Source organism: Sphaerospermopsis sp. LEGE 08334, from assembly GCF_015207205.1.
Lineage (GTDB): Bacteria > Cyanobacteriota > Cyanobacteriia > Cyanobacteriales > Nostocaceae > Sphaerospermopsis.
In genome coordinates, this window is the sequence record NZ_JADEXH010000009.1 from 1 (window position 1) to 16,273 (window position 16,273).

The window sequence follows — 16,273 nt, forward strand, 5'->3', positions numbered from 1 at the left end:
CCCCCACACTCACGGAAACACCTAGTACAGACTCACTAGAAAATAATCCCATCCCGGAAACTACTACCACACCAGAAATTACGCCTAGTAATTAGCGCGATTAACGCTAAATTAAAGATAGTCCAGCTATTTTCCGGCTGGGTAAAATTTTCTATTTTTACAGTAATTACTCGTAAGTAAATTGTCAAACACATTACTAATTACAGGGACTGATACTGGGGCTGGTAAAACTTTTGTGACTACAGCCATAGCAGCCTATTGGCAAAAATATCGCCCTCAAAGCCGCTTGGGGATTATGAAACCCATTCAATCTGGGGAGGGTGACAAGGAGTTATATCAGTCACTTTTTACACTAAGTCAGACTCCAGAAGAACTCACGCCTTTGTATTTTCAAGCACCTTTAGCTCCACCCATTGCTGCTGCTAAGGAAAATCGGACTATAGATTTAGGTTTGGTTTGGCAAACTTTGTTAAAGTTGCAACAGCGAAGTGATTTTTTGTTGGTGGAATCTTTGGGAGGGTTAGGTTCACCAGTTACGGATGAATTGACGGTAGCTGATTTAGCGGGTGAATGGCGTTTACCTACGGTTTTAGTTGTACCTGTGCGATTAGGTGCGATCGCTCAAGCCGTGGCTAATGTAGCATTAGCAAGACAAGCTAAGATTAATTTGCGGGGAATTGTCCTTAATTGTACACAACCCCGATTTGATGAGGAAATAGCTGACTTAACACCACCGGAGTTAATTGAATCATTTACTCACATACCCGTTTTAGGTTGTTTACCTTATTTAGAAGCACCCACTAATTTAGAACTACTAGCGGAAGTTGGATCTAATTTAGATTGGGAAAGATTATTGTAAGAATTCAGGAGTCAGGAGTCAGGAGTCAGGAGTCAGGAGTCAGGAGTCAGGAGTCAGGAGTCAGGAGTCAGGAGGTAGGGGAAGTAAATAACCCAATTACCAATTACCAATTACCAATTACCAATTACCCATTAACAATTATGATTTCTACTATCCCAAATTCTGGTACTGAAAATCTCGCTCATGTGCGGTTACAAATTCGTGCTTTACAACCGCAGTTAATAGAATGGAGACGACGCATACATCAAAAACCAGAGTTAGGTTTTCAAGAAAAACTGACTGCTGAGTATATTTCCCAAAAGTTGCAAAGTTGGGGAATAGAACATCAAACCGGTATTGCGGAAACTGGCATTGTTGCTATTATTAAAGGTGAAAAATCTGGACATGGTAAAGTTTTGGGTATCCGTGCTGATATGGATGCCCTGCCAGTTAAAGAGGAAAATGAAGTACCCTATTGCTCCCAGTATGAGGGAGTGATGCACGCTTGTGGACATGATGGACATACTGCGATCGCAATGGGTACAGCATACTACCTACAACAACATCGTCAAGACTTCAGCGGTACTGTAAAAATCATCTTCCAACCCGCAGAAGAAGGTCCGGGTGGTGCAAAACCGATGATTGAAGCTGGAGTCTTGAAAAATCCAGATGTTGATGCCATGATCGGTTTACATTTGTGGAATGATTTACCTGTGGGGACTGTCGGAGTTCGTCCAGGTGCTTTTATGGCGGCTATATCCTATTTTAACTGTACAATTTTAGGCAAAGGTGGACATGGCGCACTCCCCCATCAAACCGTTGATTCAGTTATCGTTGCAGCCCAAATTGTCAACGCCTTGCAAACAATTGTAGCGCGGAACGTCAACCCCTTAGAATCAGCAGTAGTGACAATAGGTGAACTTCATGCAGGAACGAGAATGAATGTAATTGCTGATACAGCAAGGATGAGTGGATCTATCAGATATTTTAACACTGATTTAGCTGAATTTTTTGAAAAACGGATTGAACAAATTATTGCTGGAGTTTGTCAAACTCATGGCGCTAATTATGACTTAGAATATGTCAATCTTTATCCCCCAGTCATTAATGATCCAGAAATAGCGGAATTAGTCAGAAGTGTAGCAGAAACAGTAGTAGAAACACCTGTGAATATTATCCCAGAATGTCAAATTATGGGTAGTGAAGATATGTCATTTTTCCTGCAAGAAGTTCCTGGTTGTTATTTCTTTTTAGGTTCTGCCAATGCCGAGAAAAAATTAAATTATCCCCATCATCATCCGCGCTTTGATTTTGATGAAACAGCGTTAGCTATGGGTGTAGAAATGTTTGTTAGATGTGTAGAGAAATTTTTGAACTAATCTAATCTAATGTGATAATTGTGGGATAGGCATCTTGCCTGTTCCTAATTTTAATAATTTTATAAAATTTGTATAATTTATTCATTTATGGAATATAATAATGTATTAGTCACCATTGGCACGGTAAATTTTGATCAATTGGTAAATTTCTATATTCAGTTACTAGAACAAGAACCAAAAAAGATGATACCTAATGTTTATGCTGAGTTTAACATCCTGAGTTTAACTTTAGGTATATTTAAAGCAAAGAAAAATGATGAATCAGAATTTGTAAGCAATAGCAAAAGTCCGCTAAGTTTGTGTATAGAAGTGAGTAATTTAGAAAATGCGATCGCACACCTCACATCTTTCGGTTATCCCCCACCGGGAAAGATTTCTATAGCATCCCACGGCAGAGAAATTTACGCTTATGACCCCGATGGCAATCGTTTAATATTACATCAAGGTTATTAGTTATTAGTTATTAGTTATTTTTACCCAATCACCAGTCACCAATCACCAATGTCCATCACACAAAATTACAAATTAAATTTAATTCAATGGTATCCTGGCCACATTGCCAAAGCTGAAAAAAATCTCAAAGAACAGTTAAAAAGAGTAGATGTGATATTAGAAGTGCGGGATGCACGTATTCCCTTAGCTACAAACCATCCGCAAATGAATGAATGGGTGGGGAGTAAGTCGCGGGTGTTAGTAATTAACCGTTTAGATATGATTTACCCCCAAGTGCGATCGCTGTGGGTAGAATGGTTTAAAAGCCAAGAACAAGTCCCTTATTTTACTAATGCTCAACATGGCCAAGGTATCACAGCCATAGCTAAAGCAGCGCAAGCAGCAGGGGTAGAATTGAATGAACGCCGAAAACAAAGAGGAATGTTACCCCGTCCAGTGCGTGCCGTAGTGATTGGTTTTCCTAATGTGGGAAAATCAGCATTAATTAACCGTTTGTTAGGAAAGCGAGTTGTTGAAAGTGCAGCGCGTCCGGGAGTGACTCGTCAACTACGATGGGTGCGAATTTCTGAACAATTAGAATTATTAGATGCACCTGGTGTTATTCCTGCTAGATTAGATGATCAAGCAGCCGCAGTCAAATTAGCAATTTGTGATGATATTGGCGAAGCATCCTATGATAATCAATTAGTAGCTGCTGCTTTTGTAGATATTTTAAACGAACTGCAAGAAAGCCATCCTCATTTATTACCACCACACCCATTACTTTCACGCTACGAAGTTGATTCTATTATTCACACAGGAGAAGAATATTTGCACGTTCTCGCAGAACATCGTTATAAAGGAGATATCGAACGCGCTGCTAGAACTTTAGTTAGCGATTTTCGCAAAGGATTGTTAGGGAATATACCTTTAGAAATTCCACTGCAATAATTAGCTTCTAACTTTTAAATATTCTGCTCTGATTTGAAAAATCAACATTGTTCCTGTTTTTAGATTGGAGTTAACAAAAACAATCCAAAATCCAAAATCCAAAATCCAAAATAAATAACTTCTGACTCCTTGATCTCCTGCCTTTAATAAGAAACACCCAATTTTGATGGTAGCTGCTATCGTGAATGTGTGTAACACTAGGAAACTACCTGAAGTTAGTTTTTAACAGGAGATCAGGGAATGGCTATTGCTACCATTAATCCCGCTACGGGGGAAACTCTGAAAGTCTTTCAACCGCTGGAGGATGGGGAAATTGCGGCTAAAGTGGAATTAGCCCAGCAAAGTTTTCAGGAGTATCGTCAAACAAGTTTTGAGGACCGATCGCAATGGTTACTTCAAGCAGCGAATATTTTAGAACAGGAAAAGGCTGATTTTGCCAAAATAATGACTTTAGAAATGGGTAAAACCTTAAAATCTGCGATCGCAGAAGTGGAAAAATGCGCCCTCGTTTGTCGTTATTATGCCGAAAATGCCGCCAGCTTCTTAGCTGATGTCACAGTTAAAACCGATGCAAGTCATAGCTTCATAAAATATCAACCATTGGGCGTTATTCTCGCCGTTATGCCCTGGAATTTTCCTTTTTGGCAAGTTTTCCGGTTTGCAGCACCAGCATTAATGGCGGGCAATGTAGGTTTACTCAAACACGCATCTAATGTCCCCCAATGTGCCTTAGCGATAGAAGATATTATCAACCGTGCAGGTTTTCCCAAAGGAGTTTTTCAAACATTATTAATAGGTGCTACAAAAGTAGCTGATTTAATGGCAGATGATCGGATCAAAGCTGCTACATTAACTGGAAGTGAACCCGCAGGTGCTTCTTTAGCGGTTGCATCTGGTAAACAAATTAAAAAAACTGTCTTAGAATTAGGGGGAAGTGACCCTTTTATAGTCTTAGAAAGTGCTGATTTAGAATTAGCAGTAGCCACCGCAGTCACAGCACGGATGATCAATAATGGTCAATCTTGTATCGCAGCTAAACGGTTTATTGTTGCTGATCAAATTGCCGATGAGTTTGAAAAAATGCTATTAGCAAAATTTCAAACTTTGAAAATCGGTGATCCTTTTGCAGAAGATACAGATATTGGACCATTAGCAACACCCGATATTCGCCAAGATTTAGAAAATCAGGTGAAAATTGCGGTAGAAAATGGTGCTAAAGTCCTCACAGGTGGTAATGCTTTAAAAGATCAACCTGGCAATTTTTACCCACCTACTATTATCATAGATATCCCGGTAGAACATCCTATTGCTAAAGAAGAATTTTTTGGTCCAGTGGCTTTATTATTCCGAGTTGGGGATATTAATGAAGCGATCAAATTAGCTAATGATATACCCTTTGGTTTAGGTGCAAGCGCATGGACAAATAATGAACAAGAAAAAAATCGCCTCATTCAAGAAATTGAAGCCGGGGCAGTATTTATTAATGGCATGGTGAAATCAGATCCGCGTTTACCCTTTGGGGGAATTAAACGTTCTGGATATGGGCGAGAGTTGAGTATTCAAGGTATTCATGAATTTGTGAATATCAAAACGGTTTGGGTTAGGTGACAGGTGATACAATTTTGGATTTTGGATTTTGGATTTTGGATTGTTTTTGCCATCTCCAATCTAAAATCTCCAATCTAAAATCTAAAATTCCCCTGACTCCTGACTCCTGACTCCTTTAATTATTACTTTTGAGGAAATAATCATGAATACTGCTGAATTATTGGTACAGTGTTTAGAAAATGAAGGTGTACAGTACGTTTTTGGTTTACCTGGTGAAGAAAATCTCCACGTTTTAGAAGCTTTAAAAAAATCCTCCATTCAATTTATTACCACTCGTCATGAACAGGGTGCTGCATTTATGGCCGATGTTTATGGGAGGTTAACTGGTAAGGCGGGGGTTTGTCTTTCTACTCTTGGTCCTGGGGCGACAAATTTAATGACTGGTGTAGCTGATGCTAACCTGGATGGTGCGCCATTGGTAGCTATTACCGGACAGGTGGGAACAGATAGAATGCACATTGAGTCCCATCAATATTTAGATTTGGTGGCTATGTTTGCCCCAGTTACTAAGTGGAATAAACAGATAGTTAGACCGAGTATTACACCAGAAGTAGTAAGAAAAGCCTTCAAGCGATCGCAAACAGAAAAACCCGGTGCTGTTCACATTGACTTACCAGAAAATATTGCAGCCATGCCCGTAGAAGGTAAACCTTTACAAAGAGATCACACTGAAAAAACCTATGCAGCTTTTGCTAGTATTCGCGCTGCTGCTGCCATTATTTCCCAAGCAGTAAACCCGATAATTTTAGTAGGAAATGGAGCAATTCGCGCCCAAGCTAGTGACGCTGTAACCCAATTTTCTACCCAATTAAATATTCCTGTTGTTAATACCTTCATGGGTAAAGGAGTAATTCCCTATACCCATCCTTTAGCATTATGGTCTGTAGGATTACAACAAAGGGATTTTATCACCTGTGGTTTTGATCATGCCGATTTAGTCATCGCAATTGGTTATGATTTAATTGAATTTTCTCCTAAAAAATGGAATCCTGAAGGTAATATTCCCATTATCCATATTGCAGCTACTTCCTCAGAAATTGACAGTAGTTATATTCCCAAAGTGGAAGTAGTAGGGGATATTTCTGATGCACTGAATGAAATTTTAAAAGTCGCTGATAGACAAGGTAAACCTAATCCTTATGCTATTAGTTTACGTCCAAATATTCGTGCAGATTATGAAAGATATGCCAATGATGATGGATTTCCCATTAAACCACAAAAATTAATTTATGATTTGCGTCAAGTAATGGGACCCGATGATATTGTAATTTCTGATGTCGGCGCACATAAAATGTGGATGGCCAGACATTATCATTGTCATAGTCCTAATACTTGCATCATTTCTAATGGTTTTGCAGCAATGGGAATTGCAATTCCTGGTGCTTTAGCTGCTAAATTAGTCTATCCAAATCGTAAAGTTGTAGCTGTTACTGGTGACGGTGGTTTTATGATGAACTGTCAGGAATTAGAAACAGCTTTGCGGGTGGGTACTGCTTTTGTCACCTTGATTTTTAATGATGGTGGCTATGGTTTAATTGAGTGGAAACAGGAAAATCAATTTGGTAAAGGTAGTGCTGCTTTTGTCCATTTTGGTAATCCTGATTTTGTGAAGTTAGCCGAAAGTATGGGTTTAAAAGGTTATCGCGTTGAGTCTGCAACTGATTTAATTCCTGTTTTAAAAGAAGCTTTAATTCAAGATGTCCCTGCGGTGATAGATTGTAGGGTAGATTATCGGGAAAATTGCAAGTTTACGCAAAAAGCCGGTGAGTTAAGTTGTGATATTTAGGTGATTGACAATTGACAATTGACAATTGACAATTGATAATTGTTTCTTTCAAGGTTTAAAATCTCCCCTTTCAAGGGGAAAAAACCCAAAAAATCCGCTTTTTTAATCCTCTCCCTTTAAGGGAGAGGTCATTGTCAATTTTTAATTGTTAATTGTCCATTATTGAATTTATTTTATTAAAAATAACGCACATCTGATATAATAAGAATTAACCAAAAAATCAGATATTTAAACTTTACTAACTTTTATTCTTTCTCTGTGTAATCTGCGTCTGGATTTGGTATACGTTAAAAAACATCAAAAATAAAACGCAGATGAACGCAGATAGACGCAGATAAACAACATCCTGTAAATCCTTAAATCCTGGATATCCTGATTCTGACAAACTTATGATTGCTATTAAAAATCAACTGACACTACAAGAATTTCTCAACCTTCCAGAAGAGGATATAACTTATGAATTAGTTAACGGGGAAGCAAAACCAAAAATGTCACCAAAAAGATTCCATTCTCGATTGACTATTGCATTGTGTTTAATTCTCACTCAATGGGCAGAAAATAAAGGTGAAGTTGGTGTAGAATGGGCAGTTATTTTAAAGCTTCGTGGTAAAGATTGGGTCCCTGTTCCAGATTTATTATATATTTCTTATTCTCGTTTTCCTAGTGATGTAATTGAAAATGAAGCTTGTCCTATTCCCCCAGATTTAGTAATAGAAATTATATCACCTGATCAATCTTTTGGGGAGATGAGCGCCAAAGCTACAGATTATCTTGATGCTGGTGTGTTGAGAGTTTGGGTAATAGATCCGAAAGCAAAAACTGTTACTATATTTTATCCTGATGCACGTCCCCAAACAAAGCGGGGTAATGATAGTTTAGAAGATTCTCTATTTCCAGGTTTGGTAATTTCAGCAGAACAAATTTTTCAACAAGCGGGTATTCCTTAAAGTTAGGGAATAGGGAACAGGGAATAGGAAATAATTATTTACCCATTACCCATTACCCATTACCCATTACCAACATCTTTTAAATTGTATCAGGATCTACTCCTAATTCTCTCAATTTTTGCGCTAATAATTGAGCGCGATTTTCGGCTTCTTGGGCGCGTCTTTGTGCTTCTTCTTTTTCCAATCTTTCCCTTGCAGCACGTTCATCACCTGTAGGAATAATCATTCCTTGTTGATCACACCAACGTAACCAAATATCATGTCTTCCTTCAAATTCTCCTTCCCAAAATGTCACACCTAAGTTAATATCTGATAACCAGGTTTCTGAGGTTTTCACATAGTTTCTACCAACTAATTTATAAATATGTAATTGTTCTTCCCCCAGTTCTTGATTTGGATCGTAAACTAGATAATAATTCACTTTCATTCTTTCATAGATTTTCAGTTTTTTGGTAAGTTCTTCACCTTCTTGGTTAGAAACTATTTCCATGACTAATTCTGGTGATTTACCAAATTTCCACACCATGTAACAACGATTTTGTTTTTTCCACCATTCTTCGGGAGTTTGCACATCAAAACTGATAAAGACATCGGGTACTATTGCAGGTTCTCCATCGGTATGATAAATTCCTACATTGGCTTCTATTAAACAAGGTTGTAATTCTGAATAACTGTACAGTGAACTAACGAAAAGTCGTTGTTGTTTTGCAGATGGAAAGTTATCCACAGGTGTATCATCTTCTGTAATCAGTAAATTAGCATCTGGAATATAGTGATCATCAACTTTGTCTAAAAGTTGTTCAGTCATGATTTTTATTCACTTATTCAATAGCGTTATTTTAATTATACCTGGCATTAAAGTTTCGCGCAAAGTAAGAAGATAATTGATAAAATTATGATCAGAAAAATTACTTTTGTAGATTCCTGTGACAAATAAATATTCGGACTCCTCACTCCTGACTCCTCACTTCTGATAAAAAATGTAAAATTTTCCTCAGTCTGCGATAATCTTTCCAAGTATTGATGTCAATAACCACGCAAGTTGAGGATATCGCTGTGACTAAGTTCTTATTTGTAACCGATCTAGATAATACTCTTGTAGGTGATGATCAAGCTTTGCTAGAATTGAGCGATCGCCTCCAAGATCATCGTCAACAACATGGTACAAAAATAGTCTACTCCACAGGACGCTCTCCGATTCTCTACCGCGAACTGCAACAGGAAAAAAACCTCATCCAACCTGATGCACTGGTTTTATCCGTCGGTACGGAAATTTATCTCGATGGTAGCGATACTCCCGATCCCGAATGGTCAAAAATTCTTGCTCCCGGATGGCAAAGGGACACTATACTGGATATTACCCAAAAATTCCCCGAATTGGAATTACAACCAAAATCCGAACAACGTCTTTTTAAGGTCAGTTTTTTCTTAGAAGAAAAATTTGCAAGTATTATACCACAACTTGAGGCAGAATTGCAAAAACTTCAACTTAATATAAAATTAATTTATAGTAGCGGTATAGACCTTGACATTTTGCCCCTTACCAGCGATAAAGGTCAAGCAATGCAGTTTCTACGACAAAAGTGGCAATTTGCAGCCGAGCAGACTGTTGTTTGTGGTGATTCAGGTAATGATATTGCTTTATTCGCAGTAGGTGAGGAACGGGGTATCATTGTCGGTAATGCTAGACCAGAATTACTACAATGGCACAATCAGTATCCTACTGAATATCGTTACTTAGCACAAAAGCATTGTGCTGCGGGGATTATGGAAGGATTAAAATACTTTAAGTTCCTAAAATGATAAGCTATCTCAAAGGTATTGTGGCTGGTGTGCAAACGGTTAGCGCGAATCGCACGATTCTCACGTTAGAGGTAAATGGCATTGGGTATGATTTACAAATCCCCCAACGTCTCGCTAACCAATTAAGTAATACTGGTAATGTGGTACAAATTTTTACCCATTACCAGATTCGGGAAGAAGTTCCTGTACTCTATGGGTTTTCTTCCCCTGCGGAAAGAGATTTATTTCGTCATCTGCTTTCTGTGAGTGGCATTGGTTCAGCTTTAGCGATCGCTCTTTTGGATACTTTGGAATTACCAGAGTTAGTGCAAGCGATTATTGCGGCTAATATTAATATGCTCATTCAAACACCGGGTGTAGGCAAGAAAACTGCTGAACGCTTATGTTTAGAACTCAAAAACAAACTGATTGAGTGGCGTAAGTCAGCAGGGTTTTTTGTCGCTACCGGTGGTCCAGCACCGGGTATTTTGGAAGAAGTGCAAATGACTCTTTTTGCTTTGGGTTACACTCCCCATGAAGTCAGTCATGCTTTGCACGTTGTTAGCGAAGATATCGGTTTAACTAAAGATGCCTATGTGGAGGATTGGATTAAACAAGCGATCGCTCATCTGAGTAGTAGTGAAGCAGTTCAAATGGCAGGTGACAGGTGACAGGTGACAGGTGACAGATTTACAACTTCTTGTTAACGAACCGCAAAGTACGCAAAGTACACAAAGGAAAGAAGGTTACAGAGGTATTTTGCGTGAGTCATCAGTAAATTATCTGTTTATTTGTGTTGAAAATTGGGACTTGGGAATTAGAAAATCCAAAATCTAAAATCTAAAATCCAAAATGATTAATCCTTACGCTTGGATACAGGAATCACTAACAACTATTCATCGGGCTGACTGGTATCGTTCTGTACAAACCATTGGCAGTCTTCCCGGTGCTGTTGTGCTGTTATCTGGGCAAGAGGTGATTAATTTTGCTAGTAACGATTATTTAGGATTAGCAGCAGATGAAAATTTAAAAACATCGGCAATTCAAGCTATTCAACAATTCGGTACTGGCAGCACTGGTTCTAGATTAATCAGTGGACATCGGGAATTACACAGGGAATTAGAACAGGCGATCGCATCTACCAAACAAACTGAAGACGCTGTAGTCTTTAGTTCTGGTTATTTAGCAAATATCGGTACAATTACTGCTTTAGTGGGAAAGCGAGATTTAATTTTATCAGATCAATACAACCATTCCAGTTTAAAAAATGGGGCAATTCTTAGCGGTGCAACCATCATAGAATATCCCCATTGTGATGTTCTGGCGTTGACAGCTAAGTTAAAACAAGAACGTCAAAAATACCGACGTTGCTTGATTATCACCGACAGCGTTTTTAGTATGGATGGTGATTTGTGTCCTCTTCCAGAATTGTTGAATCTAGCAGAAGAGTATAGTTGTATGCTGCTAATAGATGAAGCACACGCTACCGGAGTTATGGGAAAAACGGGGGCGGGTTGTGTGGATCATTTTGGTTGTACAGGCAGAGAGTTAATCCAAATTGGCACATTAAGCAAAGCTTTGGGAAGTTTAGGCGGTTATGTAGCCGGAAGTCATCAATTAATTGACTTTCTCCGAAACCGCGCACCGAGTTGGATATACACTACTGCCCTTTCACCAGCAGACACAGCAGCAGCTTTAGCAGCAATCAAAATAGTACAACAACAACCAGAACGCCGTCAGCAGTTATGGGAAAATGTTGATTATTTAAAACATTTGGTTACAGAAAATTTACTTAACTTAACACTTAACTTAACACCTAACTTAAAAATCTTACCCTCCCAATCTCCGATCTTCTGTTTTCAATTACCTGATGCAGCTACAGCATTAACAGCAGGTAAGAAACTAAAGGAAGCGGGTATTTTTGCTCCTGCTATTCGTCCTCCCACAGTACCAACAAGTCGCATTAGGGTTACAATTATGGCAACCCATGAAAAAGAGCATATTAATAAGTTGGTGAATAGTTTAAAAGAAATGCAACTATAGATTATGTTATGTATAAAGTAAATTTTAGGTACTGTGCTAGATAATCTACTTTTTACAAATTGTCAAACTAAACGGCAGAATATCATCAAAATCCATATTTTTGTTAAAACAGATAAAATGATGGTATAATGAACTTCATAAATATCAATTAAAGGTATGTAAATACCATAAATTATATTAAGAAATAGTCAAAAAACTGCTGAATTGATTATATTTTATAGCAACTCTTTAAGTCAAAAATTAGTTATGACAGACAATAATCATATCTTAAATCAATTAGACGCATCACCTACAAAAAAATTTTTTGTAGAAATGCTCACTCGTGATATAGAAATTGAAGATGCAATTTTAGACTTGTTAGATAATTGCGTGGATGGAATACAAAGAATTGCTAACAATAATAATGAACATCACCAACCCTATAAAGGTTTTTGGGCAAAATTAACTTTATCGTCTGACCATTTTATTATAGAGGATAATTGCGGTGGCATACCAAAAGATATAGCCGAAAGCTATGCTTTTAGAATGGGAAGACCCAATAATAATATTGATAATGATGTTTACACGATTGGAACTTATGGAATTGGCATGAAAAGAGCCATATTTAAAATGGGACGTTCCAGCGAAATAGTTTCTCAAACAAATAATGAATCTTTTACAGTTAAAATTCATCCAGAATGGCTGATAGATGATAACGATTGGCATTTACCATTAGAATTCACTGATCCGATTCTGGAACAAAGTGGAACTTTGATTAAAGTTACTAATTTATATTCTCATATTCAACAAGGATTTTCACCACTCCAATCAACAGTTGTCAATTCTCTTGTCAACAAAATAGCTTATAACTATAGCTATATAATTGACAAAGGTTTCTCTATAATTGTTAATGGAAAGAAAGTAACATCCCAGCCTTTCAACCTTTTATGGGAAGGTACTGATAAGATTTCAGAAAGAGAAACTATTGCTCCGTATCTATATAAATACGATAAAGATGGAATTGAGATAAAAATAGCGGTTGGCTTTTATAGAGGTACTGCTAGTCAAACAGAAGTAGATGAAGAAATGGAAGGTAATAGAAAAAGTAGTGAAAAAGCAGGTTGGACTATTGTTTGTAATGATAGAGTTATCTTGTACTGTGATAAAACTCGTCTCACAGGTTGGGGCGAAGAAAAAGTTCCTAGTTATCATCCTCAATTTATTGCTATTTCTGGAATTGTATACTTTCGCAGTAAAGATACCAAAAAACTACCTATAACATCTACAAAAAGAGGTATAGATGCTTCCTCTGATATCTACCTTTATATCAAAAATTATATGAGAGAGGGAATGAAGTTATTTACTGCATATACTAATAAATGGAAAGAAAATCTTCCACAAGAAAAAAAGATATCAGCCAAAGCTACAGAAGTTGATCCAATAGAAATTTTTACCACTATTCCCGATAATTTATGGAAACCTGTAAGAGGTAAAAATTATGAGAAAAAATATAGCCCTAAGTTACCTATGCCACCAGCTAAAAATAGTACAATCAAGAGAAAAAATATAAAATTTGCTAGACCAATACAAGAAATTCAAATAGTTGCAGAATACTTATTTGAAGATGCTGATCGGGAAGCGTCAGAGGTTGGTGATGAATGTTTTGAAAAGGTTCTAAAAGAGGCTAACGAATGAGTGGAGAATCTATTCCTTATCAGTTACGCCCGAATAAAGCTATTGATCGATATGCTTTCTTGGAATTACTATCAAAAATTAATAAAATGTGTCCTATTTCTGACTATCACTACATAGGTTTTGGTGGACACTCTCTGGAAGATTTTAAATATATTCATACTCAATTTAATATCCAGAAGATGACCTCAATTGAAATAGATGAAGATGTTTATGAACGTCAAAAATTTAATAGACCACATAATTGTATTGATTGTTATAATCAATCTAGTGATAAGTTTATAGATGAATTTGAGAGAAGTTCAGCAACTATTATTTGGTTAGATTATACTAAAGCAAATGAATTAAGAAAGCAAATAGATGAATTACAAGCTACTCTAAGTAAGTTAGAACAATGTGATATTATCAAGATTACTGTTAATTCTCATGCAGCAAGTTATGTAGCATCAGATAGTTCTCCAGGTTTTGATATCAAACGTGAGAGAATTAGAAAGTTAAGAGATATGTTAGGAGACACTTTTCCTGCTGCTGAAATTACAGAAGATATGATGACAGAAAAAAAATTTCCAGATGCTATGTGTCTTGTTTTAAAGAATGCTGCAAACTTAGCAATGCAAGGACAAAGTGATATTTACTTTCAACCTTTAACTACCTTTACCTACCGTGATGGACAGTGTATGCTTACTTTAACAGGTACTATACTTGAACATAGCCAAGCTAAAAAATTCTTTGAGACAACAGGTATAGATAAATGGGAACTAAGTAACATACAGTGGCAGCAACCACAACGAATTAATTTACCTGAGTTAACCATTAGAGAAAGATTATTTATTGATTCTCTATTACCACAATCTTCAGCAGAAGAAATTCAACAAGCACTGAAGTTTAAATTTGATAAAAAAGAATCTCTAAAAATGTTAGAAACCTATATTCGTTTTTATCGTCAATCCCCATACTTTTCAAGGATAATGCTGTAGAAAATCAACATATTGTAAAACTAAATATACTGAAAAATTTTTTCATGCTGCCTTTTGCTTTCTGATATCTATTCACCTGCATAGATAGCCGTTGCAGCTTCGGGGTTATACCGACGACGGATAACACCAAACTTTTGAAGATTCCAGTTAAACTCATCTTCATTATCTAAGGAATAAACCCCAGTTTCATAACATTCTGCAATTGTCAGCATCATATTATTGAGGCTAGTAAAAGCTAAAGTTTCATCATGCAAAATCAAATAAATAGCAGTATCTTCCTGTGGTTCTGAACTTACAGAAATAGCAAAATATTCTCCTTGAAATTCAAACAAAGGAAATACATAAAGCGGGTTTCCATCATCTTGACGAAATTGTTGAGATAAAACAGAATTTAAACCCACATTCCGCACCCTCAACTGTCACACAACGAAAATTGGTCATTTGGAGATTTAGAATTGGCGATCGCCTACCAATATTCATTATCTTTGGTACAAAATACAACATTTGGTCGTAATGAAATTACGAAAAAACCGATTGTGACACCGGGGGGTGCGGAAGGTAGGTTAAAAGTGAATCTTTCCCAATCACCAATCACCTCTTCCCCAATCACCAACTTACTCTTGATACTCCTTTTCAACTTGCAAATATTCAGGAACACCCATCAAATTTTGAAAATCTTGAAAACGCATCAACCCAGATAAATTAGCTGTACTTCCCTGTTGTTTAAGATGTTGAAAACAATTACCCATCACCTCAGTAACAACCATCAGCGCAGTCAAGGGGAAAAAGACAATTTTAAAACCCAAACTTTGTAATTCTGCGGTGGTAATTTCCGGTGTTTTTCCACCTTCCACAATATTAGCAACTAAAGGAACATCAGGAAAACAATCAGCAATGATTTTTAATTCTGCCACAGATTGGGGAGCTTCGATAAATAACACATCTGCACCCGCATTAATATAAGATTTTCCTCGTTCAATAGCTGCTTCTAAACCTAAAGGTGCGCGTGCATCAGTTCGGGCTATAATTACCAAACCACTATCACCACGAGCATCTACAGCAGCACGAATTTTTCCCGCGTGTTCCTGCATAGAAATAACTCGCTTCCCTTCAAAATGACCACATTTTTTAGGCAATTCTTGATCCTCCAAAATTATCCCCGCTAAACCAATTTGTACCGCATCTTTTACCGTCCGCATTACATTTAAAGCATTACCATAACCAGTATCACAATCAGCAATTAATGGTATATTAATTGATTGGGTTATTCTTCCCACACTATAAAACATTTCCGTAGCAGTGAGAAAACCATAATCAGGTAAACCCAAGGTAGAAGCAGCAATACCAAAACCGCTAGTAGCAGCAACTGGAAAACCCGTTTTTTCTACCAACTTCGCACTCAGACAGTCATAGACACCGGGAATAACAATAATTTCCGAACCTGCGAGTAATTCCCGCAATTTTTGAGAAGTAGACATCACCAAAATCATACAGTTAACATCTTTAATAATACCTTAATTTCACACATCTTTACCTTTGCGCTCTTTGCGAACTTTGCGGTTCGTTTCTGTTAATATTATTGTTTGTTGAAGTTGAGCAGCTTGGGAAAATGTAATGTTAGAAAAACTCAGATTAGCAAGATGAGCTTTTATTCCCAAACTTCGCAACTCCAAGTAAATTGGTAAACCACAGAAAATATCAAAACCTCCTCCCATCCCCGCAATGAGTAAGTTTTTGCAGTTAGCGATTTGGTTAAGGATAGGTAAATTTAAGTTCATATTTGTTTATGAAAAAATAGTTGTCAATATCTACTATAAAATCTAATATTATGATAACCTAAAAACATAATACCCAGATCT

16 protein-coding genes are annotated in these 16,273 nt (G+C 37.1%); 12 read left to right on the top strand and 4 right to left on the bottom strand.

All coding sequences use genetic code 11. The features are described 5' to 3' along the window. Positions 1–181: 181 nt before the first annotated feature. The 7 genes from bioD to IQ237_RS06625 all read left to right on the top strand — a co-directional run bounded on the left by bioD (position 182) and on the right by IQ237_RS06625 (position 7,941). Entirely contained in the window at positions 182–859 is a 678-nt protein-coding gene (gene bioD, locus IQ237_RS06595) for a dethiobiotin synthase (protein ID WP_194053501.1), read from the top strand. 140 nt (positions 860–999) lie between these two features. Then, positions 1,000–2,217, top strand: coding sequence for a M20 family metallopeptidase (locus tag IQ237_RS06600; protein WP_194053730.1), 1,218 nt, complete (start codon positions 1,000–1,002; stop codon positions 2,215–2,217). Between the two features lie 87 nt (positions 2,218–2,304). Further along, entirely contained in the window at positions 2,305–2,670 is a 366-nt protein-coding gene (locus tag IQ237_RS06605) for a VOC family protein (RefSeq protein ID WP_194053503.1), read from the top strand. Positions 2,671–2,718: 48 nt separating this feature from the next. Further along, the gene (gene ylqF, locus IQ237_RS06610) at positions 2,719–3,600 is read left to right on the top strand and encodes a ribosome biogenesis GTPase YlqF (RefSeq protein WP_194053505.1); all 882 of its coding nucleotides are present in this window, start codon (positions 2,719–2,721) and stop codon (positions 3,598–3,600) included. 240 nt (positions 3,601–3,840) lie between these two features. Beyond that, complete coding sequence (locus IQ237_RS06615; protein ID WP_194053507.1) at positions 3,841–5,208, top strand: NAD-dependent succinate-semialdehyde dehydrogenase; 1,368 nt, start codon at positions 3,841–3,843, stop codon at positions 5,206–5,208. A 142-nt stretch (positions 5,209–5,350) separates the two neighbouring features. Then, positions 5,351–6,994, top strand: coding sequence for an acetolactate synthase large subunit (locus IQ237_RS06620; RefSeq protein WP_194053509.1), 1,644 nt, complete (start codon positions 5,351–5,353; stop codon positions 6,992–6,994). 389 nt (positions 6,995–7,383) lie between these two features. Then, positions 7,384–7,941: a Uma2 family endonuclease gene (locus tag IQ237_RS06625; protein ID WP_194053512.1), complete on the top strand. Its 558-nt coding sequence runs from the start codon at positions 7,384–7,386 to the stop codon at positions 7,939–7,941. A gap of 79 nt (positions 7,942–8,020) precedes the next feature. On the opposite strand, the gene IQ237_RS06630 is transcribed toward IQ237_RS06625, so the two are convergent. Beyond that, complete coding sequence (locus tag IQ237_RS06630; protein ID WP_194053514.1) at positions 8,021–8,749, bottom strand: Uma2 family endonuclease; 729 nt, start codon at positions 8,747–8,749, stop codon at positions 8,021–8,023. Between the two features lie 248 nt (positions 8,750–8,997). On the opposite strand from IQ237_RS06630, the gene IQ237_RS06635 reads away from it, so the two are divergent. The 5 genes from IQ237_RS06635 to IQ237_RS06660 all read left to right on the top strand — a co-directional run bounded on the left by IQ237_RS06635 (position 8,998) and on the right by IQ237_RS06660 (position 14,414). Beyond that, on the top strand, positions 8,998–9,744 hold the full coding sequence (locus IQ237_RS06635; protein ID WP_194053731.1) for a sucrose-phosphate phosphatase: 747 nt from the start codon (positions 8,998–9,000) through the stop codon (positions 9,742–9,744). Then, complete coding sequence (ruvA, locus tag IQ237_RS06640; protein WP_194053516.1) at positions 9,741–10,394, top strand: Holliday junction branch migration protein RuvA; 654 nt, start codon at positions 9,741–9,743, stop codon at positions 10,392–10,394. Before IQ237_RS06635 ends, ruvA begins: the two co-directional genes overlap by 4 nt. A gap of 181 nt (positions 10,395–10,575) precedes the next feature. Then, positions 10,576–11,766 carry an 8-amino-7-oxononanoate synthase gene (gene bioF / locus IQ237_RS06650; protein ID WP_194053520.1) on the top strand — a complete coding sequence of 397 codons (1,191 nt, stop codon included), beginning with the start codon at positions 10,576–10,578 and terminating at the stop codon, positions 11,764–11,766. Between the two features lie 246 nt (positions 11,767–12,012). After that, positions 12,013–13,440 carry an ATP-binding protein gene (locus tag IQ237_RS06655; RefSeq protein ID WP_194053522.1) on the top strand — a complete coding sequence of 476 codons (1,428 nt, stop codon included), beginning with the start codon at positions 12,013–12,015 and terminating at the stop codon, positions 13,438–13,440. After that, complete coding sequence (locus IQ237_RS06660) at positions 13,437–14,414, top strand: O-methyltransferase (RefSeq protein ID WP_194053524.1); 978 nt, start codon at positions 13,437–13,439, stop codon at positions 14,412–14,414. Before IQ237_RS06655 ends, IQ237_RS06660 begins: the two co-directional genes overlap by 4 nt. Before the next feature lie 68 nt (positions 14,415–14,482). On the opposite strand, the gene IQ237_RS06665 is transcribed toward IQ237_RS06660, so the two are convergent. The 3 genes from IQ237_RS06665 to IQ237_RS06675 form a co-directional block, all read right to left on the bottom strand. Beyond that, complete coding sequence (locus IQ237_RS06665; RefSeq protein ID WP_194053526.1) at positions 14,483–14,815, bottom strand: hypothetical protein; 333 nt, start codon at positions 14,813–14,815, stop codon at positions 14,483–14,485. A gap of 213 nt (positions 14,816–15,028) precedes the next feature. Then, a complete protein-coding gene (locus tag IQ237_RS06670; protein WP_194053528.1) occupies positions 15,029–15,892 on the bottom strand; it encodes an oxaloacetate decarboxylase in 864 nt (287 codons plus the stop codon). A 42-nt stretch (positions 15,893–15,934) separates the two neighbouring features. Continuing rightward, the gene (locus IQ237_RS06675) at positions 15,935–16,192 is read right to left on the bottom strand and encodes a hypothetical protein (RefSeq protein WP_194053529.1); all 258 of its coding nucleotides are present in this window, start codon (positions 16,190–16,192) and stop codon (positions 15,935–15,937) included. Positions 16,193–16,273: the final 81 nt, after the last annotated feature.